At 61.7% G+C, this 23,577-nt stretch carries 19 protein-coding genes; 6 read left to right on the top strand and 13 right to left on the bottom strand.

The genetic code is table 11. From position 1 onward, the window contains the following. Positions 1–344: 344 nt before the first annotated feature. The gene (gene acnB, locus AC0ZJQ_RS11640; RefSeq protein WP_165594632.1) at positions 345–2,954 is read left to right on the top strand and encodes a bifunctional aconitate hydratase 2/2-methylisocitrate dehydratase; all 2,610 of its coding nucleotides are present in this window, start codon (positions 345–347) and stop codon (positions 2,952–2,954) included. A gap of 235 nt (positions 2,955–3,189) precedes the next feature. Here the strand turns inward: acnB and AC0ZJQ_RS11645 are convergent, their stop codons facing one another. The 7 genes from AC0ZJQ_RS11645 to ppsA all read right to left on the bottom strand — a co-directional run bounded on the left by AC0ZJQ_RS11645 (position 3,190) and on the right by ppsA (position 10,194). Further along, positions 3,190–4,176, bottom strand: coding sequence for an OmpA family protein (locus AC0ZJQ_RS11645; protein ID WP_054093191.1), 987 nt, complete (start codon positions 4,174–4,176; stop codon positions 3,190–3,192). 98 nt (positions 4,177–4,274) lie between these two features. Next, complete coding sequence (sigX, locus tag AC0ZJQ_RS11650; RefSeq protein WP_008570187.1) at positions 4,275–4,865, bottom strand: RNA polymerase sigma factor SigX; 591 nt, start codon at positions 4,863–4,865, stop codon at positions 4,275–4,277. An 82-nt stretch (positions 4,866–4,947) separates the two neighbouring features. After that, positions 4,948–5,772, bottom strand: a complete 825-nt coding sequence (locus tag AC0ZJQ_RS11655; RefSeq protein WP_008570188.1) for a mechanosensitive ion channel family protein — start codon at positions 5,770–5,772, stop codon at positions 4,948–4,950. Positions 5,773–5,774: 2 nt separating this feature from the next. Beyond that, complete coding sequence (locus AC0ZJQ_RS11660; protein WP_165594634.1) at positions 5,775–6,017, bottom strand: CrfX protein; 243 nt, start codon at positions 6,015–6,017, stop codon at positions 5,775–5,777. Positions 6,018–6,073: 56 nt separating this feature from the next. Further along, positions 6,074–7,069, bottom strand: coding sequence for a zinc transporter ZntB (locus tag AC0ZJQ_RS11665; RefSeq protein WP_476476695.1), 996 nt, complete (start codon positions 7,067–7,069; stop codon positions 6,074–6,076). A 72-nt stretch (positions 7,070–7,141) separates the two neighbouring features. After that, entirely contained in the window at positions 7,142–7,630 is a 489-nt protein-coding gene (rraA, locus tag AC0ZJQ_RS11670; RefSeq protein ID WP_102829272.1) for a ribonuclease E activity regulator RraA, read from the bottom strand. A gap of 194 nt (positions 7,631–7,824) precedes the next feature. Further along, positions 7,825–10,194 (bottom strand): phosphoenolpyruvate synthase, encoded by a 2,370-nt coding sequence (gene ppsA / locus AC0ZJQ_RS11675; RefSeq protein WP_476476696.1) that lies wholly within the window; start codon positions 10,192–10,194, stop codon positions 7,825–7,827. Between the two features lie 152 nt (positions 10,195–10,346). Between ppsA and ppsR the strand changes: the two genes are divergently transcribed. Then, positions 10,347–11,165, top strand: a complete 819-nt coding sequence (gene ppsR, locus AC0ZJQ_RS11680; RefSeq protein WP_008570193.1) for a posphoenolpyruvate synthetase regulatory kinase/phosphorylase PpsR — start codon at positions 10,347–10,349, stop codon at positions 11,163–11,165. 84 nt (positions 11,166–11,249) lie between these two features. Here the strand turns inward: ppsR and prpF are convergent, their stop codons facing one another. From prpF to AC0ZJQ_RS11705, 5 genes are all read right to left on the bottom strand, one after another. Further along, the gene (prpF, locus tag AC0ZJQ_RS11685) at positions 11,250–12,437 is read right to left on the bottom strand and encodes a 2-methylaconitate cis-trans isomerase PrpF (RefSeq protein WP_165594636.1); all 1,188 of its coding nucleotides are present in this window, start codon (positions 12,435–12,437) and stop codon (positions 11,250–11,252) included. Between the two features lie 107 nt (positions 12,438–12,544). Further along, positions 12,545–15,154 carry a Fe/S-dependent 2-methylisocitrate dehydratase AcnD gene (acnD, locus tag AC0ZJQ_RS11690; RefSeq protein ID WP_476476697.1) on the bottom strand — a complete coding sequence of 870 codons (2,610 nt, stop codon included), beginning with the start codon at positions 15,152–15,154 and terminating at the stop codon, positions 12,545–12,547. Between the two features lie 75 nt (positions 15,155–15,229). After that, positions 15,230–16,357, bottom strand: coding sequence for a bifunctional 2-methylcitrate synthase/citrate synthase (gene prpC / locus AC0ZJQ_RS11695; protein WP_008570196.1), 1,128 nt, complete (start codon positions 16,355–16,357; stop codon positions 15,230–15,232). 83 nt (positions 16,358–16,440) lie between these two features. Beyond that, entirely contained in the window at positions 16,441–17,328 is an 888-nt protein-coding gene (gene prpB, locus AC0ZJQ_RS11700) for a methylisocitrate lyase (RefSeq protein ID WP_476476698.1), read from the bottom strand. Next, positions 17,325–18,047, bottom strand: a complete 723-nt coding sequence (locus AC0ZJQ_RS11705; protein WP_008570198.1) for a GntR family transcriptional regulator — start codon at positions 18,045–18,047, stop codon at positions 17,325–17,327. Before AC0ZJQ_RS11705 ends, prpB begins: the two co-directional genes overlap by 4 nt. Before the next feature lie 283 nt (positions 18,048–18,330). On the opposite strand from AC0ZJQ_RS11705, the gene rloA reads away from it, so the two are divergent. Genes rloA through pabB form a run of 4 tightly spaced genes read left to right on the top strand, consistent with a single transcriptional unit; the run spans position 18,331 to position 22,788 of the window. After that, on the top strand, positions 18,331–18,867 hold the full coding sequence (gene rloA, locus AC0ZJQ_RS11710) for a retropepsin-like aspartic peptidase RloA (protein WP_155550491.1): 537 nt from the start codon (positions 18,331–18,333) through the stop codon (positions 18,865–18,867). Between the two features lie 5 nt (positions 18,868–18,872). After that, entirely contained in the window at positions 18,873–20,399 is a 1,527-nt protein-coding gene (gene rloB / locus AC0ZJQ_RS11715) for an osmotic stress tolerance membrane protein RloB (RefSeq protein WP_167134965.1), read from the top strand. A gap of 4 nt (positions 20,400–20,403) precedes the next feature. After that, entirely contained in the window at positions 20,404–21,387 is a 984-nt protein-coding gene (locus AC0ZJQ_RS11720) for an alpha-L-glutamate ligase-like protein (protein ID WP_008570201.1), read from the top strand. Between the two features lie 57 nt (positions 21,388–21,444). Further along, the gene (gene pabB, locus AC0ZJQ_RS11725; protein ID WP_008570202.1) at positions 21,445–22,788 is read left to right on the top strand and encodes an aminodeoxychorismate synthase component I; all 1,344 of its coding nucleotides are present in this window, start codon (positions 21,445–21,447) and stop codon (positions 22,786–22,788) included. Between the two features lie 51 nt (positions 22,789–22,839). Here the strand turns inward: pabB and thrH are convergent, their stop codons facing one another. Next, entirely contained in the window at positions 22,840–23,457 is a 618-nt protein-coding gene (thrH, locus tag AC0ZJQ_RS11730) for a bifunctional phosphoserine phosphatase/homoserine phosphotransferase ThrH (RefSeq protein ID WP_008570203.1), read from the bottom strand. Between the last annotated feature and the right edge of the window lie 120 nt (positions 23,458–23,577).

A 23,577-nucleotide genomic window follows, 5' to 3' on the forward strand; every position in this document is an offset into this window, starting at 1 on the left:
CCGGGATGATCAACGTCAAGACTGCAAACCCGCTCGCAAGCCCACGCACCGCGCGCTCGAGAGCATCGCGGCCAGCATATGTCCGGACGCCAGAAGCCAAGCGGCGCGCGGCATTCGACTTAACTTTACAGGCCCGTTCCAGTAGTATTGGCCCGCCGTTTTCGGCGCCTACTCCACACGAAGCTGTTTTCAAAGCGTCACGAGCACAGTTGGTCCGGTCACACGCCGGGTGGGCAGACCCTCATTACTGCCAACCCGGCCACCTCAGCCGGCGTAAAACTTTGAAAACAGCTTCCGGACGCGCGTCCCGAAACTCCCAAGGGACCAATGATGAGGGTAAAACTGTGCTTGAAGCCTATCGCAAACACGTAGAAGAGCGTGCCGCCCAGGGCGTCGTGCCCCAGCCGCTGAACGCCGAGCAGACCGCAGGCCTGATCGAGCTGCTGAAGAACCCGCCGGCTGGCGAAGAAGAATTCCTGCTTGACCTGATCACCAACCGCGTTCCCGCGGGCGTCGACGAAGCCGCCTACGTTAAGGCCGGCTTCCTCTCCGCCATCGCCAAGGGTGAAGCCACTTCCCCGCTGATCGGCAAGCAGCGCGCAGTCGAGCTGCTGGGCACCATGCAGGGCGGTTACAACATCGCCACCCTGGTCGAGCTGCTGGACAGCCCCGAACTGGCCAACGTCACCGCCGAACAGCTGAAACACACCCTGCTGATGTTCGACGCCTTCCACGACGTTGCCGAGCGCGCCAAGAAGGGCAACGCCGCCGCTCAGGCCGTACTGAAGTCCTGGGCCGAAGGCGAGTGGTTCCAGAACCGCCCGGCGCTGGCTGAAAAGATCACCCTGTCCGTGTTCAAGGTCACCGGCGAAACCAACACCGACGACCTGTCCCCAGCTCCGGATGCCTGGTCGCGCCCGGACATCCCGCTGCACGCCCTGGCCATGCTGAAGATGGCTCGCGACGGCATCAACCCGGACGCTCCCGGCTCGGTCGGCCCCATCAAGCAGATGGAAGCACTGAAGGCCAAGGGTTTCCCGGTTGCCTACGTCGGCGACGTGGTCGGTACCGGTTCTTCCCGCAAGTCCGCCACCAACTCCGTGCTGTGGTTCTTCGGTGACGACATCCCGAACGTGCCGAACAAGCGCGCCGGTGGTTTCTGCTTCGGCACCAAGATCGCCCCGATCTTCTACAACACCATGGAAGACGCCGGCGCCCTGCCGATCGAATTCGACTGCACCAACCTGGCCATGGGTGACGTCATCGACGTGTACCCGTACAAGGGCGAAGTGCGCCGTCACGATAGCGACGAGCTGGTCACCACCTTCCAGCTGAAGACCGACGTGTTGCTGGACGAAGTCCGCGCCGGCGGCCGTATCCCGCTGATCATCGGCCGCGGCCTGACCGAGAAGGCCCGCGCCGAGCTGGGTCTGGCTCCGTCCACCCTGTTCAAGAAGCCGGAAGCGCCGGCTGACAGCGGCAAGGGCTTCACCCTCGCCCAGAAGATGGTCGGCCGCGCCTGCGGTCTGCCGGAAGGCCAGGGCGTGCGTCCGGGTACCTACTGCGAACCGAAGATGACCACCGTCGGTTCCCAGGACACCACCGGCCCGATGACCCGCGACGAGCTGAAGGACCTGGCTTGCCTGGGCTTCTCCGCTGACCTGGTGATGCAGTCCTTCTGCCACACCGCCGCCTATCCGAAGCCCATCGACGTCAACACCCACCACACCCTGCCGGACTTCATCATGAACCGTGGCGGTGTGTCCCTACGCCCGGGTGACGGCATCATCCACAGCTGGCTGAACCGCATGCTGCTGCCCGACACCGTCGGCACTGGTGGCGACTCGCACACCCGCTTCCCGATCGGCATCAGCTTCCCGGCCGGTTCCGGCCTGGTGGCCTTCGCCGCCGCCACCGGCGTCATGCCGCTGGACATGCCGGAATCCGTGCTGGTGCGTTTCAAGGGCAAGATGCAGCCCGGTATCACCCTGCGTGACCTGGTGCATGCCATCCCCTACTACGCCATTCAGGCTGGCCTGCTGACTGTCGAGAAGAAGGGCAAGAAGAACATCTTCTCCGGACGCATCCTGGAAATCGAAGGCCTGACCGGTCTAACCGTCGAACAAGCCTTCGAGCTGTCCGACGCCTCTGCCGAGCGTTCGGCTGCCGGTTGCACCATCAAGCTGCCGGAAGACTCGATCGCCGAGTACCTGAAGTCCAACATCACCCTGCTGCGCTGGATGATCGGCGAAGGCTACGGTGATGCCCGCACCCTGGAGCGTCGCGCCCAGGCGATGGAAGCCTGGCTGGCCAAGCCGGAACTGCTGGAAGCCGACAAGGACGCCGAATACGCGGCCGTTATCGAGATCGATCTGGCCGACATCAAGGAGCCGGTCCTGTGTGCCCCGAACGACCCGGACGACGCCCGTCTGCTGTCCACCGTTCAAGGCCGCAAGATCGATGAAGTGTTCATCGGCTCCTGCATGACCAACATCGGTCACTTCCGCGCCGCCGGCAAGCTGCTGGACAAGGTCAAGGGCGGCATTCCGACCCGTCTCTGGCTGGCTCCGCCGACCAAGATGGACGCCCACCAGCTGACCGAGGAAGGCTACTACGGCATCTATGGCAAGGCTGGCGCGCGCATGGAAATGCCGGGCTGCTCCCTGTGCATGGGTAACCAGGCCCGCGTACAGACCGGCTCGACCGTGGTCTCTACCTCTACCCGTAACTTCCCGAACCGTCTGGGCGACGCCACCGACGTATTCCTGGCCTCCGCCGAACTGGCAGCGGTCGCTTCGATCATCGGCAAGCTACCGACCGTCGAGGAATACATGGCCTACGCGAAGGACATCGACAGCATGGCTGCCGACGTCTACCGCTACCTGAGCTTCGACCAGATCGCCGAGTTCCGTGAGGCTGCGGAAAAAGCGAAGATCCAAGTCGTCGAAGTCTGACGTCGTGAAATAGAAAAACCCCGCTTCGGCGGGGTTTTTTATGCTCAGCGAACATGTAAGAACGAAAGACCCGGCACCGATCACCAAAGATCACCTCGCCAAACCTCTGCTGAGCTTACCGCTATAGAAATCAAGCACAAAAAAACCGATGCCAGAAATCTGGCATCGGTTTTTTGGGCTAAAGCCGACAGAGCAGAGAAGCTACCCCAGAGTCGGCCTCACCAGAATACTCAGATTACTTAACCTGAGCTTCCACTTCAGCTTCAACACGACGGTTGATCTGACGGCCCGCATCGGTAGCGTTGTCTGCAACCGGACGAGACTCACCATAACCCACCGAATTCACACGACCACCTTCAACGCCGTACTGGTTGACCAGAACATCACGAACCGCTTCGGCGCGACGCTCGGACAGGCGCTGGTTGTACTGGTCGGTACCAACGGAGTCGGTGTGACCTTCAACGGTGGTGCTGGTCTGCGGGTACTGCTGCATGAAGTCAGCCAGGTTCTTGATATCGCCATAGCTTTCTTCACGAACGCGCGACTTGTCGAAGTCGAACTTCACGTCCAGCTCAACACGCACCACTTCCGGAGCCGGTTCCGGCTCGGTGTCGACGATCGGAGCCGGCGCCGGTTCCGGAGTCGGCTCGACTGCCGCAACCTGACGCGCACCGCCACCGAAGTTCAGACCGACACCCACGCCAGCCATCCACTCAGAGTCGCCGCGGTCGATGTTGTGCATGCCGTCCACGCTCGCCTTGGCGAACAGGTTCTCGGTGAAGTAGTACTTCAGGCCAGCACCGATATTGGCGTAGGTGCTGTGATCACGTCCGCTGCGAGCAGCCTGACCGATGCTCTGGTGGGCCACACCAGCGGACACGTACGGGCGCAGACCAACGCCCGGCGCGCCGAAGTGGTAAGCCGCGTCCAGCGAGGTCAGGCTGCCCTTGATGTTTTTGTGGCTGCCGTTAACCGGATCGTCGGAGGTGACGTCGTGGTATTCACCATACGACAGACCCAGCGAGACGTCGTCGGTCAGGAAATAGCTGGCGCCCGCGCCGTACAGTTCGCCCTCGTCTTCGAAGCCGCGCGAGCTATCGGAGAAATAGTGCTTACCGAATGCTTCGACCTCGACAGCCCCCTGGCCCTGGGCCAGCGCGCCGAACGAAGTAGCGGCTACCATCGAGCCAATGACAACGCCCAAGGTATTCTTAAGTTTCATCCGTAAATCCCCATCTGGTGGTTAGAGTCAGAACAATCTAAGGAGACCGGCTGTCTTGTGCCCAAGCTGTTCGCTACGCATGAGACAACCATTTCCCGTTAAGTTTCGATTGGTTCGGAAAAATTTTCTCTTAGTTTATCCAATGCACGCTTGTAGCGCATCTTCGTTGCACTTAATCCCATATGCATTATGTCGGCGATTTCCTGAAACTCCAGTTCTGCGACAAATCGCAGCACCAGGATTTCCCGATCAATAGGATTGACATGCACTAGCCATCGATCAAGTCCGCCCTTCTCCTCGACGCGAGGCGCTTTCTCTTCGGAGGCTTCTTCAAGCGGGTCTAGGCTAAGCGCATCGAGCAGGCGACGCTTGCGCCGCTCCTTGCGATATTGGGTAATGCACTCATTATAGGTAATGCTATATAGCCAGGTCTTGAACTTCGATTTTCCTTCAAAGTTCTTCAGGCCATACAAAACCTTGAGCATGACCTCCTGACAAACATCGTCGGCGTCCCGATCGTTGCCCAAATAACGCGCGCAGACATTGAACAGGGTACGCTGATAGCGACGCATCAACTCCTCATATGCTCGAGTTATATGAAACAACTCGACGCGGGCATATTGCACCAACTCTTCATCGCTGAGTTGGCGAGGATCGTAGCGCGGGATGGTCGATTGGGTTTTAGTCAAGACGCTTCGAGCCAGCAATCAGGTCGCGGCCGCCTGTCAGGGAAACCGAAAAAAGGCGCCGCATTCTACCAGAAAACCGCCGTCAGCGGCTGCCTACCCGCCGTTCCAGCAAAACCCGATTGGCTACGGAGACGAGCTCGCCATCACTGCACAACAGCAGCGTTTTGACAGTGCCGATTTCCTCGATCTGCCCTTCGATATCTTCGAGGGTGACATGCTGTCCCACCTCATAAAGCTCGCGCACGTAGATCCCGGCAAGGATCTGGCTGACAAGCTCACGACTACCGAGCCCGAATGCCAAAGCCACTGCCAGTCCTACCGAGATCAGCACGATAGCGATGACGTAGTTCAACAGTTCGGTTTTGATTTCCAGCTGCCCGATGGACACGGAAATGGCGATGATGATCACCAGCCCCTGCGCAATGCGAGCCAGCCCGTTGGCGTAATCAATACCAACGCTCTCTGCTGCGCCCCGGACCACGCCACTGAACAGCTGAGCCAAAAGCACACCAGCCACGAGAATCAGCGCTGCGCCGAACACCTTGGGAACGTAGAGCGCCAAGACGTCCAGCGTGGCCGACACCCGCTCCAACCCAAGGGACTCGGCTGCCGAGACGAGGAAAATCAGTAGGACGAACCAATAGACCACCTTGCCGATCAGCACCGAGACGGGAACCCGAATTCCGGCACGCCCCAGCAACTTCGTCAGCCCGGTGCCGGCCATCAGCCGATCCAGCCCCAGCTTCGCAAGCACCTTCGACAGCAAGGTATCGAGCAGCTTGGCCACCACGAAGCCAAGCAGCACGACTACCAGCGCGCCAAACAGGCGCGGAATGAATGCCGCTACGGAAGCCCAGAGCGAGCTCATCGCGGACAGCAAACTCTGAGTCCAGGGATCGAATTCCATGATCAATCGGCCTTATCGAACGAACGGTTGGATGAACGACGACGGGAAACAGGTGCCACGTGACCCGCTCCACTGTTGACTGCTATCAGCAAGCCCTGCAGCCAATGCCCCATGAGACCGAAAAGGTCCCCAACGCCAACCTGGCGGTTCGCGGTCTTGAGCACCCGGCCGAGGCGCTCAGCCTCATCCTGTGCCGATGGCTTGTTGAGCAGGTCACGCAATGATTCTTCAAAGGGATCGCGCATGTATACCTCGCTGGAACATGTCCGCTAGACGGCCTGTGGTTGACTCCGAGTCACATTCAGATCCAACGCAGACGGCGAAAGATCCACCACTGAAACAATGCGATGAGGCCGATCAGCAGACAGGCGATGGCAAAACCGTACGGGCTTTGTGCGCCCGGAATCCCACCGACGTTGACGCCCAAAAGGCCAGTCAGAAACGTCATCGGCAGGAAAAAGCCGGTAATGATACCGAAAATGTACATGGTGCGGTTCATTCGCTCACTGAGCCGGCGCCGCTCGGACTCAAGCACGAGATCGATTCGCTCACGCACCAGATCCAGCTCCTCAAGATAGCGGATCAGTCGGTTGCTCAGTTCGTTCCAGTAGTCAGCGTCGTCCTCTACGAACCAGCTCAGGCGATTACGAGTGAGCTGGGCGTAAATTTCACGCTGGGGCAGCAGGAACCGTCTCAGACTTGCCGCCCGGCGGCGCAGCGAAAGCATACTGTCGTGCTCCGGGCCGTAGCGCTCGTCGAGCTCCAGACGCTCCTCTTCCTGATCGACGCATTCGGTCAGCTGCACCACGAGGTCATCTACCCGATCGGTCATCGAATCAGCCAGATAGACCAGTACCTCCGACGCCGTCTTCGGACCCTTGCCTTCCATAAGCAGGCGAATGACTGCCTCGGTCGAACGCAAGGGTCGCAAACGCAACGAGATGACACGTCGCGCATCGGCAAACACGCGCAGCGAAATCATGTCTTCCGGGGCAGAATCGGGATTGAGGTTCACGCCTCGAAGGAAAAGCAGAAGCTCCTCGTTCGGCAGCGCCAGTACACGTGGCCGCGTGTTTTCTTCCAACAGCACGTCGCACGCAAAGTCGTTGAGACCGCTCTGACTGCGCAGCCAGGCCTGGGCCGCCGGATGGCTGCGATCCCAATGCAGCCACAGGCTTTGTGAGTCACTCAGCTGCAGATCGCGCAGGTCCGCGTAGGCGATGGCGCGCGCGCCACCCCGCCCATCCAGAACGAAAGCATGAACCAGCCCCCACTGCTGCGTGTCACTCAGCTGCATGAACGTCTCCCTGATATGAAAAGCCCGGCATCGCCGGGCTTGGTATTACGGTGCCAACGCGAGCGCGATGGATCACTCCGGCATCTTCAGCGCCTCAGGCGAGACGATGATGCCGTTATTGTCCGCGTAGACATATTCGCCGGGGCGGAACGTGACACCGCAGAAGGTCACCGGCACATTGAGATCGCCGATGCCACGCTTGTCGGTTTTCATCGGATGACTGGCTAGCGCCTGGACGCCGAGATCGGTCTGCGCGATCACATCGACATCGCGCACGCAACCATAGACAACAATCCCTTCCCAGCCGTTGCGCGACGCTTTCTCAGCCAGCATGTCACCGAGCAGCGCGCGGCGCAGCGAGCCGCCGCCATCGACAACCAACACCTTGCCACGGCCATCCGTATCGACCTGATCCTTGACCAGAGAGTTGTCCTCAAAGCACTTGACGGTGACGATCTGACCACCGAAGGAATCGCGGCCGCCGAAATTGCTGAAAATCGGCTCGACCACCTGTACCAGCTCCGGGTACGCGTCGCACAGATCGGGAGTGACGTATTGCATGGAAAGCTCCTTTGCTTGGGAATTCGTGGACATCGCCTAGCCGTTTCGCCCACTCCGCCAATCGGCTGGTATCGATGCGCGCCGCGTCATGTTAGCCGCAGGGCGCGATCAACGAAATGCCGAGCCGAAGCCACGGAAGCCGAAAACGCGACAGGGCGGAAATTCCGCCCTGTCGTCATGCTTCAAACCGCAGTTCAGACCTGCGCGTCAGCCAGGAAGAACCAGGTATCGAGTACCGAGTCCGGATTCAGCGATACGCTCTCGATGCCCTGCTCCATCAGCCAGCGCGCCAGGTCCGGATGATCCGAAGGCCCCTGGCCGCAAATGCCGATGTACTTGCCAGCCTTGTTGCACGCCTGAATGGCATTGGCCAGGAGCTTCTTGACTGCCGGATTACGCTCGTCGAACAGGTGCGCGATGATGCCCGAATCACGGTCCAGGCCGAGCGTCAGCTGGGTCATATCGTTGGAGCCAATCGAGAAGCCATCGAAGTACTCGAGGAACTCGTCGGCCAGCAGCGCGTTGGACGGCAGCTCACACATCATGATGACACGCAGACCATTCTCGCCACGCTTGAGGCCGTACTGGGCCAACAGGTCGATCACCTGCGAGGCCTCGCCAAGCGTACGCACGAAGGGCACCATCAGCTCGACGTTGGTCAGCCCCATAACGTCGCGCACCTTGCGCATGGCGCGGCATTCCAGCTCGAAGCAATCGCGGAACGAATCGCTGATATAGCGCGACGCGCCGCGGAAGCCGAGCATCGGGTTCTCTTCTTCCGGCTCGTAGAGCTTGCCGCCGATCAGGTTGGCGTATTCGTTGGACTTGAAGTCCGACAGACGCACGATGACCTTTTTCGGCCAGAACGCTGCGGCCAGCGTGCTGACACCTTCGACGATCTTCTCGACGTAGAAGTTGACCGGATCGTCGTAGCCGGCGATGCGCTTCTCGACGCTGCTCTTCACGTCAGCCGGCAGACCGTCAAAATTGAGCAGTGCCTTGGGATGCACGCCGATCATCCGGTTGATGATGAATTCGAGACGCGCCAGGCCGACGCCTTCGTTGGGCAGGTGGGCGAAATCGAAGGCGCGGTCCGGGTTGCCGACGTTCATCATGATCTTGAACGGCAGTTCAGGCATCGCATCGATGGAGTTCTGGCGGATGTCGAAGCCTAGCTCGCCATCGAAGATCAGGCCGGTGTCGCCCTCGGCGCAGGACACGGTCACGCGCTGGCCGTCCTGCAGCAGTTCGGTGGCGTTACCGCAGCCGACGACCGCCGGAATGCCCAGTTCGCGGGCGATGATCGCCGCGTGGCAGGTACGCCCGCCGCGGTTGGTGACGATGGCGCTGGCGCGCTTCATCACCGGTTCCCAGTCCGGGTCGGTCATGTCGGATACCAGCACGTCGCCCGGCTGGACCTTGTCCATCTCGCTGACGTCGTGGATGACCTTGACCGGGCCGGCGCCGATGCGCTGGCCGATGGCACGACCTTCGACCAGTACGGTGCCTTTTTCTTTCAGCAGGTAACGTTCCATGACGTTGGCGCTGCTGCGGCTCTTCACGGTTTCCGGACGCGCCTGGACGATGTACAGCTTGCCGTCGTCACCATCCTTGGCCCACTCGATATCCATCGGGCGACCATAGTGCTTCTCGATGATCAGAGCCTGCTTGGCGAGATTGGTCACCTCTTCGTCGGTCAGGCAGAAGCGTGCGCGATCGACTGCATCGACTTCGACGGTCTTGACCGACTTGCCGGCCTTGGCTTCGTCGCCGTAGACCATCTTGATCGCCTTGCTGCCCAGGTTGCGGCGCAGGATCGCCGGGCGCCCGGCCTCCAGCGTCTGCTTGTGCACGTAGAACTCGTCAGGGTTGACCGCGCCCTGCACGACAGTCTCGCCCAGACCATAGGCGCCGGTGATGAACACCACGTCGCGGAAGCCGGATTCGGTATCGAGGGTAAACATGACGCCGGCGGTGCCGGTTTCCGAGCGAACCATGCGCTGCACGCCGGCAGACAGGGCGACCAGCTTGTGGTCAAAGCCCTGGTGCACGCGGTAGGCAATGGCGCGGTCGTTGAACAGCGAAGCGAAGACTTCCTTGGCCGCGCGGATCACGTTGTCCACACCGCGAATGTTCAGGAAGGTTTCCTGCTGGCCGGCAAAGGATGCATCCGGCAAATCTTCGGCAGTCGCCGAGGAACGCACTGCGACGGCCATGTTGTCATTACCACCGGACATCTCGGCGAACGCCTTGCGAATGTCGGCATCCAGCTGCGGCGGGAACTCGGCGTCCATCACCCACTGGCGAATCTGTGCACCGGCTTTGGCCAGCGCGTTGACATCGTCGACATCGAGTGCATCGAGCAGCGCATGGATCTGATCGTTCAGACCGCTCAGCTCGAGAAAATCGCGATAGGCCTGAGCCGTGGTGGCGAAACCGCCCGGTACGGAAACACCGGCACCGGCGAGGTTGCTGATCATCTCGCCCAGGGAGGCGTTCTTGCCCCCTACACGCTCAACATCGTGGTTGCCGAGCTTATCGAGGGAAACTACGTACTCTACCAAGGTGAACTCTCCGTTAGGTGTTGGAACTCAACCGGAGCCCTGCCGCATGGCTGTGGCCTGACCCTGCAAAATAAGTAACAATGCCCGCCAATCGGGCTCGGCGAAGGGCCTACTATAGCTGGGAACCGTTCTCGACTTAAGGCCGAAGGTACATGAAACGAACCGCTTTCTTCATTTCCGATGGCACCGGGATCACGGCGGAAACCCTGGGCCAAAGCCTCCTGGCGCAATTCGAGAACATCTCTTTCACCAAGCTCACCCGCCCGTACATCGACAGCGCGGAAAAAGCCCGGGCAATGGTACAGCAAATCAACAATGCCGCGGACAGGGACGGTGCCCGCCCGATCATCTTCGACACTCTGGTCAACCAGGAAATCCGCGACATCCTCGCCGAATCCAACGGCTTCATGATCGACATCTTTTCCTCGTTCCTGGCTCCACTGGAACACGAACTCATGTCGCGTTCCTCGTACTCCGTTGGCAAATCCCACTCCATCAGCCACAACACCAACTACATGGAGCGGATCGACGCGGTCAACTTTGCCCTCGACAACGATGACGGCGCACGCACTCGTCATTACGACAAGGCCGACCTGATTCTCGTCGGCGTTTCACGCTGCGGCAAAACGCCAACCTGTCTGTACATGGCCATGCAGTATGGCATCCGCGCCGCAAACTACCCGCTGACCGAGGACGACATGGAGCGACTGCAACTGCCCTCCTCGCTCAAGCCGTACAAGGACAAGCTGTTCGGCCTGACCATCGACTCCGACCGCCTGGCCGCCATCCGTAACGAACGCAAGCCCAACAGCCGTTACGCCAGCTTCGCTCAGTGCGAATTCGAAGTTCGCGAGGTGGAAAACCTGTTCCGCCGCGAGAACATCAACTACATCAACTCGACGCATTTCTCCGTCGAGGAAATCTCCGCCAAGATCCTCGTGGAAAAAGGCGTGGAGCGTCGGCTCAAATAAGTGCCGCTTCGCTAGACAACAAAAAGTCCGCTTGGTGCGGACTTTTTGCATTTGCCGCGCAGAAAACCACTGCGCATTCTCAACTCAAAACGCGTCGCCCGGTACACGGACCCAACCTTCCATCAGGATGCGCGCACTGCGGCTCATGATGGCCTTGGTCACTGTCCACTGGCCGCCGACCTGCTTCGCCTCGGCGCCGACTCGCAAGGTGCCGGACGGATGGCCGAAGCGTACCGCCTGACGCTCACCGCCACCGGCGGCGAGGTTCACCAGCGTGCCCGGCACGGCTGCTGCAGTCCCGATGGCGACCGCACAGGTACCCATCATGGCGTGGTGCAGCTTGCCCATCGACAGCGCCCGCACCAGCAAGTCGACCTCGCCCGCATCGATGGTCTTGCCACTGGAGGCCTTGTAACTCTTGGGTTTGCTGACGAAGGCGACCTTCGGGGTGTGCTGACGGGTCAACGCTTCGTCCGCCGTCTTGATCAAGCCCATGCGCAGCGCGCCAGCGACACGAATGGCTTCGAAACGCGCCAGCGCTTCGGCGTCGCCGTTGATGTCTTCCCGCAGCTCGGTGCCGTGGTAACCGATGTCCTCGGCATTGACGAACACGGTGGGGATGCCGGCGCTGATCATGGTGGCCTTGAGCGTGCCGATGCCGGGGACTTCCAGATCATCGATCAGGTTGCCGGTGGGGAACATCGAGCCGCCCTCCTCGCCATCGTCGGATGGGTCGAGAAACTCCAGCACGATCTCCGCTGCCGGGAACGTTACGCCGTCCAGCTCGAAGTCACCGGTTTCCTGCACCTGCCCGTTGCTGATCGGCACATGGGCGATGATCGTTTTCTGGATATTGGCCTGCCAGATGCGCACCACGCAGGTGCCGTCTTGCGGAATACGTGCCGGATCGACCAGCCCGGCCTGGATCGCGAACGCGCCCGCGCCGGTAGAAAGGTTGCCGCAGTTACCGCTCCAGTCGAGGAACGGCTTGTCGATGGAAACCTGCCCATAGAGGTAATCGACGTCGTGATCGGGCTGACTGCTCTTCGAGAGGATCACGCACTTGCTGGTGCTGGATGTCGCCCCGCCCATGCCATCGATATGCGCGGCATAGGGATCGGGACTGCCGATCACCCGCATGAACAGCCTGTCGCGGGCCTCACCCGGCACCTGACAGCGCTCGGGCAGATCCTGCAGGCGAAAGAACACACCCTTGCTGGTGCCGCCACGCATGTAGGTGGCGGGAATCTTGATCTGAGGTTGATGAGCCATGAGAGCGTCCTGGCTGGAGAATGAATGGATCGTAGGGTGGATCGCGCCTCGCCGAGCCATCGAGGGACCGGAACGGTGGATGGAGAAACGCCATCCACCCTACGAAATCAGGCGGCCGAGCCTTTCAGGAAATCCTGGGCGAAGCGCTGCAGCACGCCGCCGGCCTGGTACACATGAACATCGGCGGCGGTATCCAGGCGGCAGGTCACCGGCACACGGATGGTTTCACCGCTCTTGCGGTGAACAACTAGCGTCAGATCGCAGCGCGGCGACAGTTCGCCTTCGATGTCGTAGGTCTCGGTGCCGTCAAGGCCGAGGGTCAGACGGGTGGTGCCCGGCTTGAACTCGACCGGCAGTACGCCCATGCCGACCAGGTTGGTACGGTGGATGCGCTCGAAGCCTTCGGCGACGATCACTTCCACACCGGCCAGGCGCACGCCCTTGGCCGCCCAGTCACGCGAGGAGCCCTGACCGTAGTCAGCGCCGGCGACGATGATCAGGTTCTGCTTGCGGTTCATGTAGGTTTCGATGGCTTCCCACATGCGCATGACCTGGCCTTCCGGCTCGACGCGCGCCAGCGATCCCTTCTGCACCTTGCCGTCGATCACAACCATCTCGTTCACCAGCTGCGGGTTGGCGAAGGTGGCACGCTGGGCGGTCAGGTGGTCGCCGCGGTGGGTGGCGTAGGAGTTGAAGTCCTCCTCCGGCAGGCCCATCTTGGCCAGGTACTCGCCAGCCGCGGAGCTGGCCAGGATCGCGTTGGACGGCGACAGGTGATCGGTGGTGATGTTGTCCGGCAGGATCGCCAGCGGACGCATGCCCTTGAGCGTGCGTTCGCCAGCCAGCGCGCCTTCCCAGTACGGCGGACGGCGAATGTAGGTGGACATCGGACGCCAGTCATACAGCGGGCTCTTGGCTTCCTCGATGCTGCCCAGATCGAACATCGGGATGTACACCTGCTTGAACTGCTCCGGCTTGACCGAGGCGGCGACGATGGCGTCGATTTCCTCGTCGGACGGCCACAGGTCCTTCAGGGTGATGGCGTTGCCATCCTTGTCATGGCCCAGTACGTCATGCTCGATGTCGAAGCGCACGGTACCGGCGAGGGCGTAAGCCACCACCAGCGGCGGCGAAGCCAGGAAAGCCTGCTTGGCGTACGGATGGATACGGCCGTCGAAGTTGCGGTTGCCGCTCAATACGGCAGTGGCGTACAGATCGCGGTCGATGATTTCCTGCTGGATCTTCGGATCCAGCGCACCGGACATGCCGTTGCAGGTGGTGCAGGCGTAGCCGACGATGCCGAAGCCCAGCTTCTCCAGTTCCGGCAGCAGGCCGGCGTCTTCCAGGTACAGCTTGGCGACCTTCGAGCCCGGGGCAAAGGAGGTCTTGACCCACGGCTTGCGGACCAGCCCCAACGCGTTGGCCTTCTTCGCCAGCAGACCGGCGGCGACCACGTTGCGCGGGTTGGAGGTGTTGGTGCAGCTGGTGATGGCAGCGATGATCACCGCGCCGTCCGGCAGCAGGCCTTTGGCCTCCTCGGCCTTGGCGGCAGCCAGCTTGGCCTCGTCGGCGATGCCACGCTCGTGCAGGGCGGACGTCGGCAGACGGCGATGCGGGTTGCTCGGACCCGCCATGTTGCGTACTACGCCGGACAGGTCGAACTCGAGCACGCGCTCGTATTCGGCGCCGGTCAGCGCACTGGCCCACAGGCCGGTTTCCTTGGCGTACTGCTCGACCAGCGCGACCTGCTCCGGCTCGCGGCCGGTCAGCTTGAGGTAATCGATGGTCTGACCGTCGATGTAGAACATCGCCGCGGTGGCGCCGTATTCCGGGCACATGTTGGAGATGGTGGCTCGGTCGCCGATCGACAGGCTGTCGGCGCCCTCGCCGAAGAACTCGACGTAGGCACCCACCACGCGCTCCTTGCGCAGGAATTCGGTGATCGCCAGGACGATGTCGGTGGCGGTGATGCCGGGCTTGCGCTTGCCGGTCAGCTTGACGCCGACGATGTCGGGCAGACGCATCATTGACGGATGGCCGAGCATCACGGTCTCGGCCTCCAGACCGCCAACGCCGACGGCGATCACACCGAGGGCATCGACGTGCGGCGTGTGCGAGTCGGTGCCCACGCAGGTATCGGGGAAGGCCACGCCGTCGCGCGCCTGAATGACCGGTGACATCTTCTCCAGGTTGATCTGGTGCATGATGCCGTTACCGGCCGGGATCACGTCGACGTTCTTGAACGCGGTCTTGGTCCACTCGATGAAGTGGAAACGGTCTTCGTTGCGGCGATCTTCGATGGCGCGGTTCTTGTCGAACGCATCGGGATCGAACCCGGGCGCTTCGACAGCCAGCGAGTGGTCGACGATCAGCTGGGTCGGTACCACTGGATTGACCTTGGCCGGATCGCCACCCTGCTCGGCGATCGCATCGCGCAGGCCGGCGAGATCGACCAGTGCGGTCTGGCCGAGGATGTCATGGCAGACCACGCGGGCCGGGTACCAGGGGAAGTCCAGGTCACGCTTGCGCTCGATGATCTGCTTGAGCGAGTCGGTCAGCATGGCCGGATCGCAGCGACGCACCAGCTGTTCGGCCAGTACGCGCGAGGTGTAGGGCAGCGTGTCGTAGGCGCCCGGCTTGATGTCCTCGATCGCCGCACGGACGTCGAAGTAATCCAGCTGGGTGCCTGGCAGGTGTTTGCGATAGTCGGTGTTCATGCCGTATGGACTCGATCGGTAAGTTCGGAAACAACTAATAAAGGAGGGACGCCGACAAGGCGCCCCCCCGCGCTCTCAACGCTGAGCGAGCGGCACCACCTTGCGCTGCTCGACGCCGACGTATTCGGCACTCGGGCGGATGATGCGATTGTTGGCGCGCTGCTCGAACACATGGGCGGTCCAGCCGGTCACTCGCGAACAGACGAAGATCGGGGTGAACAGCTTGGTCGGGATGCCCATGAAGTGATACGCCGACGCGTGATAGAAGTCGGCGTTGGGGAACAGCTTCTTCTGCTCCCACATGGTTTCGTCGACGGCGACGGAAACCGGGTACAGCACGGTGTCGCCCACTTCCTCGGCGAGCTGCTTGGCCCAGACCTTGATGACCTCGTTGCGCGGATCGGAAACGCTGTAGATCGCGTGGCCGAAGCCCATGATCTTGTCCTTGCGCTCCAGCATGCCGAGGATGCCGGCGCGGGCTTCTTCCGGCGACTTCCAGCGCTCGATCATGTCCATCGCCGCCTCGTTGGCACCGCCATGCAGCGGACCACGCAGCGAACCGATGGCGCCGGTGACGCACGAGAAGATGTCGGACAGCGTGGATGCGCACACCCGTGCGGTGAAGGTCGAGGCGTTGAACTCGTGCTCGGCGTAGAGGATCAGCGAGACGTTCATCACCTTCACGTGCAGCTCGCTCGGCTTCTTGCCGTGCAGCAGCGCGAGGAAATGACCGCCCAGGGTGTCCTCGTCGGAGGTGCAATCGATGCGGACGCCTTCATGAGTGAAGCGATACCAATAGACCATGATCGCCGGGAATGCCGCGAGCAGGCGGTCAGCCTTGTCGCGCTGCTGCTCGAAACTCTCCTCCGGCTCCAGGTTGCCGAGCATGGAGCAGCCAGTGCGCATCACATCCATCGGGTGAGCATTGGCCGGAATACGCTCGAGCACTTCCTTGAGCGCCTGCGGCAGGTCGCGCTGGCCCTTGAGCTTGGTCACATAAGCCTGCAGCTGCGCCTTGTTCGGCAGCTCGCCGTACAGAAGCAGGTAAGCCACTTCCTCGAACAGCACCTGGTCGGCCAGATCGCGGACATCGTAGCCGCGATAGGTCAGACCGGCGCCTTCCTTGCCGACGGTGGACAGGGACGTCTGGCCGGCGATCTGACCGCGCAACCCTGCTCCACTCAGTACTTTTGCTTCAGCCATTGCTATCTCCTTCTTGGATTTGTTCTGGATACCGCTAAATCACGTCAGTGGAAGGCTCCGCCGAAGCAGGCGGAGCCGCAGACTCAGCTCTTTTTCTGGGCGAACAACGCGTCGAGGTGCTGCTCGAACGCGTGGTAGTTGATGCGATCGTAAAGCTCCATGCGGGTCTGCATGGTGTCGATCACGTTCTTCTGCGTGCCGTCGCGACGCAGCGCGGTATAGACGTTCTCCGCCGCCTTGTTCATCGCGCGGAACGCCGACAGCGGGTAGAGCACCAGCGACACGTCGACGCTGGCCAGCTCTTCGGTGGTGTACAGCGGAGTGGCACCGAATTCGGTGATGTTGGCCAGGATCGGCGCCTTCACGCGGTCGGCGAAGGTCTTGTACATGGCCAGTTCGGTGATGGCTTCCGGGAAGATCATGTCGGCACCGGCCTCAATGCAGGCGGCGGCACGGTCCAGCGCGGCGTTCAGGCCTTCGACGGCCAGCGCATCGGTGCGCGCCATGATCACGAAGCTGTCGTCGCTGCGCGCGTCCACCGCCGCCTTGATGCGGTCGACCATTTCCTGCTGGGTCACGATTTCCTTGTTCGGACGGTGACCGCAGCGCTTGGCGCCGACCTGGTCCTCGATGTGAATCGCTGCCGCGCCGAACTTGATCATCGACTTGACGGTACGCGCCACATTGAACGCCGAGCTGCCGAAGCCGGTGTCCACGTCCACCAGCAGCGGCAGATCGCAGACATCGGTGATGCGGCGCACGTCGGTGAGCACATCGTCCAGACCGGTGATGCCGAGGTCCGGCAGCCCCAGCGAGCCGGCCGCAACACCACCGCCGGACAGATAGATGGCCTTGAAGCCCGCGCGCTTGGCCAGTAGCGCATGGTTGGCATTGATCGTGCCGACGACCTGCAGCGGATGTTCACTGGCCACGGCGTCACGGAAACGCTGACCGGCAGTAGTAAGAGTCATGCATTGCCCCTTTTGTGTGGTGTTTGTTCAAGAGCGCCCTTGAAATGGCGCTCGACATTGCGCTTGGAAGCGGCGATATGGCGGCGCATCAGCAGCTCCGCCAGTTCGCCATCGCGGTCGGCGATGGCATCGAGGATACGGTGATGTTCGGCGAACGCCTGATGCGGTCGGTTCGGCGTGGTGGAGAACTGGATGCGGTACATGCGCACCAGCTGATAAAGCTCGTCGCACAGCAGCTTGGCCAGGGTGCGATTGCCACTGCCCTGGATGATCCGGTAGTGGAAATCGAAATCGCCTTCCTGCTGGTAGTAGCCGACTCCGGCCTGGAACGCCTCGTCGCGCTCATGCGTGCCCAGCACCCGGCGCAGCTCGTCGATCTCAGCCTCGCTCATGCGTTCGGCAGCCAGGCGACAGGCCATGCCTTCGAGGGATTCGCGGATCTCATAGAGCTCGATCAGCTCCGCATGGCTGAGCGAAACCACCCGGGCGCCCACATGCGGCACGCGGACCAGCAGCTTCTGCCCCTCCAGCCGATGCATCGCTTCACGCAGCGGGCCACGGCTGATGCCGTAGGTACGCGCCAGCTCCGGCTCGGAGATCTTGCTGCCCGGCGCGATCTCCCCTTTCACGATTGCCGCCTGGATATGACGGAAAACATGCTCGGAGAGCGTTCCGCTATCGACCTGAGCACCGGCAGGTGCATCTAACGAATCCAGCATATTGTCGACACTTGAAGTTAAGGCCCGAGGAAAATTACGCCAGCAACCCGCAGCGGTCAATCCTCGCAACCATGGATTGTCAACAATCGAACTAAAGTCGAATGCCGCAATCTTTAGCGAACACGCGTGGCTGACAGGTTATGACCACTTGTCGCGACCCCCAAAACGCCATGCTAGAATGCGAGCCCTTCGCGGCGCGCCGCGGCCACCTCGCCTCGCTGCGAGGCGCTGCGCTCAGCAGTCCTCGTCCTCCCTGTCTTTCCTTTAAACGTACTCGGGATATATGAGAGTCAACGCCTACGCCCTATCACTCTGCCTGCTACTCGTTCCCGGTATTGGCCACGGCGCCGAAAAAACCATCTATGGTCTGAACGAGCACATCGCGATCCCGGAGTTCAACCTCGAGTTGTCGGCCAAACTGGATACCGGCGCGCAGACCGCCTCGCTGAGTGCGCGCGACATTTCCCGCTTCAAGCGCAACGGCGAAACCTGGGTGCGCTTCTATCTGGCGGTCGACAGCGCACATGCGCACCCGATCGAGCGCCCGCTGGCACGTATCAGCAAGATCAAGCGCCGCGCCGGGGATTTCGATCCACAGGAAGACAAGACGTACACCGCCCGCCCGGTCATCGAACTCGATCTGTGCATGGGCAAGACCAAACGCAGCATAGAAGTGAACCTGACCGACCGCAGCGCTTTCCAATATCCGCTTTTGATTGGCTCCGACGCGCTCACCCGCTTCGACGCCCTGGTCGACCCAAGCCGTACCTACGTCGCCGGCAAGCCCGGCTGCACCAACAAAACCGACGCTGACGAGTAATACCCATGCGCGCACTGACCCTGCATCTGAAAGTCCTGATCTTTGTGCTCGTCGCCCTGGGCATATCCATTACGGCGTACCAGATCTTCGTTCTCGGCATCCCGGTGACCGAGGACGAAACCGACGACCTATGGAATATCGACGCCAAGGTCGAATTCCTCGCCAGCCCACGCGAGCCGGTGAAACTCCAGATGTACGTGCCGCCGCTGAACCAGGAGTTTGTCAGCCTCAACGAGAGCTTCATCTCCAACAATTACGGCGTCAGCATCAATCGCGCCGACGGCAACCGCCGTGTCACCTGGTCGGCTCGCCGCGCCAGCGGCAAGCAAACGCTCTATTACCGGTTGGTTCTGACCAAGCGCTACAGTGGCGAGCAGCCGAAGGTCACCGGACCGATCTTCCGTGACAGCATTCCGGTCGAAGGCGCCGAGAAGATCGCCGCCGAAGCGCTGCTGTCGCCGATCCGCCAGCACTCGGCCGACGTCGAGACGTTCATTAGCGAAGCGATCAAGCGCGCCAATAATGTCGAGGACGACAACGTCAAACTGCTGCTCGGCGGCGACGCCTCGCCTGCCAACAAGGCCCACGTGATCGAACTGCTGCTGTCCATCGCTCACGTACCGATGGAGCGCGTGCACACCGTGCGCCTGCTGGCCGAACAGCAGCAGACGCCGGAACTCTGGCTGCGCAGCTTCAATGGCGACAAATGGCTCTACTTCAACCCGGAAACCGGCGAACAGGGTCTGCCGAAAGACCGCCTGGTCTGGTGGACCGGTGACCAGCCGCTGATCAACCTCGAAGGCGGGCGCAGCCCGCAGGTCTCGTTCACGCTGAACAACAGCGAGATGAACGCGATTCGCCTGGCCAAACTGACCGACGAGAACACCGACGCCGATTTCCTCGAATACTCGCTCTACGGCCTGCCACTGCAGACCCAGCAGACTTATCAGATCATGATCATGATCCCGATCGGCGTGCTGGTGATCCTGATCCTGCGCAACCTCGGCGGTCTGCAGACGCTTGGCACCTTCACCCCGGTGCTGATCGCCTTGGCCTTCCGCGAGACGCAACTGGGCTTCGGTATCGCGCTGTTCACCGTGATCACCGCGCTCGGCCTGTCGCTGCGCTCCTATTTGGAGCACCTCAAGTTGCAGATGCTGCCGCGCCTGTCGGTGGTGCTGACCTTCGTGGTGGTGCTGATTGCGGTCATCAGCCTGTTCAGCCACAAGCTTGGCCTGGAACGCGGACTGTCGGTGGCGCTGTTCCCGATGGTGATTCTGACCATGACCATCGAACGCCTGTCGATCACCTGGGAAGAACGCGGTGGCACCCACGCCTTCAAGGTCGCCATCGGCACCCTGGTGGCCGCCACCCTGGCGCACCTGCTCATGAGCATTCCGCAGCTGACCTACTTCATCTTCACCTTCCCGGCGGTGCTACTGATCATGGTGGGCTTCATGCTGGCGATGGGTCGCTACCGCGGCTACCGCCTGACCGAACTGTTCCGTTTCAAAGCCTTCCTCAAGGACTAAGACCATGTTCGGCCTGATCAAGACGTGGAAGGCCCTTGAAGCCAAAGGCATCATGGGCATCAACCGGCGTAATGCGGACTACGTGCTCAAGTACAACAAGCGGCATCTGTATCCGATCGTCGACGACAAGATCATCACCAAGCAGCGCGCCATCGAGGCGGGCATCCACGTGCCGGAAATGTACGGGGTGATCGAGACCGAGAAAGACATCGAGAAGCTCAAGGACATCGTCCGCGACCACCACGACTTCGTCGTCAAGCCGGCGCAAGGTGCCGGCGGTGACGGCATCCTGGTGATCGCCGACCGCTTCGAGGGTCGCTACAAGACCGTGTCGGGGAAGATGCTTAGCCACGACGAGATCGAGCATCAGATCTCCAACATCCTCACCGGTCTTTACTCGCTCGGCGGCCACCGCGACCGCGCGTTGATCGAATACCGCGTCACACCCGACCCGATCTTCAAGAGCATCAGCTACGAGGGGGTGCCGGACATCCGCATCATCGTGCTGATGGGTTATCCGATCATGGCCATGCTGCGCCTGCCGACCCGCCAGTCCGGCGGCAAGGCGAACCTGCATCAGGGCGCTATCGGTGTCGGTGTCGACCTGGCGACCGGCATTACGCTGCGCGGTACCTGGCTAAACAACAAGATCACCAAGCATCCGGACACTGGCAATGCCGTGGACGGCGTGCAACTGCCCAACTGGGATGGTTTTATGAAGCTGGCCGCCGGCTGTTACGAGCTGTGCGGGCTGGGCTACATCGGCGTCGACATGGTGCTGGACGTCGACAAGGGCCCGCTGATTCTGGAACTCAACGCGCGTCCCGGCCTGAACATCCAGATCGCCAATGACTGCGGCCTGACCCACCGAGCGCACGCTGTGGAAACCCGGCTGGCCGAACTCAAGGAAAAGGGCATTCAGGAAACCCCGGAAGAGCGCGTCAAATTCTCCCAGGAGCTGTTCGGCCACGTTCCGGCCCACAGCTGACGCCGCGCATCGAGTCGCCCGGTCTTTGGCCGGGCCCGACTCGCCAAGACGACTGCCATGCCCACCTGCACGCTCCACCCGCTGCCCTATCACGCCGATCCCGGTCACTGGTTCGAACGCATCCACGACGCCCCTGGCGCGGTGCTGCTGGATTCCGGCCGGCCGCAGGCGTCACGTGGCCGCTACGACATCATCAGCGCCTGGCCGGAGCAGATTCTCACCCCGGCGGCCGATGAATGCGGTGCAGCGTTCTTCCAGCGCCTGCGTGTGGCGCTGGCCCGCGTCGGCCCGGCGGAGGCCCCCGACGATTGCGAGCTGCCCTTCCTTGGCGGCCTGATCGGCCTGCTTGCTTACGACTTCGGTACCCGCCTGGAAAAGCTGCCGCAAACGGCGGTGGACGATCTCACCCTGCCGGTCGCGCGCTTCGGGCTCTATGCATGGGCCTTGATCACTGACCACCAGCGGCGCACGGCGCACCTGCTGTTCCACCCCGCGCTCGTGCAGGACGAGCGCGCGCGCTTGCTGAGCCTGTTCCAGCAGCCTGCCGCTGCAGCCAGTATTCAGCCATTCAGCCTGCGGTCACGATTCGCTGGTGATCTCGACAGAGAGCGCTATCGCCGGGCCTTCGAGCGCATCCAGGATTACATCCGCGCCGGCGACTGTTATCAGGTGAACTTCACGCAACGCTTTCGCGCCACCTACCAAGGCACCCCCTGGCTTGCCTATTGCGCGTTGCGCGCGGCCTGCCCCACCCCGTTCGCCGGGTTTGTCGCACTGGAAGATGGCGCCATCGCCAGCCTGTCCCCCGAGCGCTTTCTGCAACTGAGCGACGGCACGGTGGAAACCCGCCCGATCAAGGGCACACGCCGCCGTCAGGCGGATCCGGCCGAGGATCAGGCGCTGGCCGAGGAGCTGCTCGCCAGCGAAAAGGACCGTGCCGAGAACCTGATGATCGTCGACCTGCTGCGTAACGACCTTGGCCGCAGCTGCGAGATCGGCAGCGTGCATGTGCCCGAACTGTTCGCGCTGGAAAGCTACCCCAACGTGCATCACCTGGTCAGTGCCGTGCGCGGCACACTGGCCGCCGGCAAGGATGCCTTCGACTTGCTGACCGGCAGCTTTCCGGGTGGCTCGATCACCGGCGCCCCGAAGATCCGTGCGATGCAGATCATCGACGAGCTGGAGCCAACCCGCCGCTCGATCTACTGCGGTTCGCTGCTGTATGTGGATGTTCGCGGAAGGATGGACAGCTCGATCACCATCCGCACCCTGTCGCTGCGCAACAGCCAGGCATGTTGCTGGGGTGGCGGCGGCATCGTCGCCGATTCGCAGTGGGAGGCGGAATATCAGGAGTCGATCGACAAGGTGAAGGTGCTGCTGGAAACCCTGGAGGGCCTGTAGCACTAGGCTGCAAGCGACCGGCCGGAGCCGGTCGACGAGCCCAAAAGCCTGTCAGAGCGCCAGTTTGCGATTCGAGGCCTTGAGGAATTCCTGCTTCAGATCGGCGTAGCTATGCACCGCCGGGAACTGCGGGAATTCGGCGATCACGTTGTCCGGCGCGTGGAACAGGATGCCTGCATGCGCTTCGCTGAGCATGGTGGTGTCGTTGTAGGAATCGCCCGCGGCGATCACCCGGTAATACAGGCTCTTCAGCGCGATGACCGACTGGCGCTTGGGATCCTTCTGACGCAGCTGGTAGTCCACCACGCGGTCGGTGTCATCGGTGATCAGACGGTGGCACAGCAGCGTCGGGAAGCCCAGCTGGCGCATCAGCGGCTGCGAGAACTCGTAGAAGGTGTCCGACAGGATCACCACCTGGAAACGCTCGCGCAGCCAGTCTACGAATTCCTCTGCACCTTCAAGCGGCTTGAGCGTGGCGATCACCTGCTGAATGTCGGAGAGCTTGAGACCGTGTTCGTCGAGAATACGCAGGCGCTGCTTCATCAGCACGTCATAGTCGGGAATGTCCCGCGTGGTCGCCCGCAGCGACTCGATTCCGGTGGCCTCGGCAAAGGCAATCCAGATTTCCGGAACCAGTACGCCCTCCAGGTCGAGACAGGCTATTTCCACGGGCCACTCCTCATTCAGGTAGAAAAGAAAGGCGGCACTCTATCGGCAACGCAGAGGCGGCGCAACGCGGCACTTATAGCCGAAACGCACGATACCTACACACAAAGGTTATTTAGTGAC

This window comes from Stutzerimonas sp. 21-1 (genome assembly GCF_056336065.1).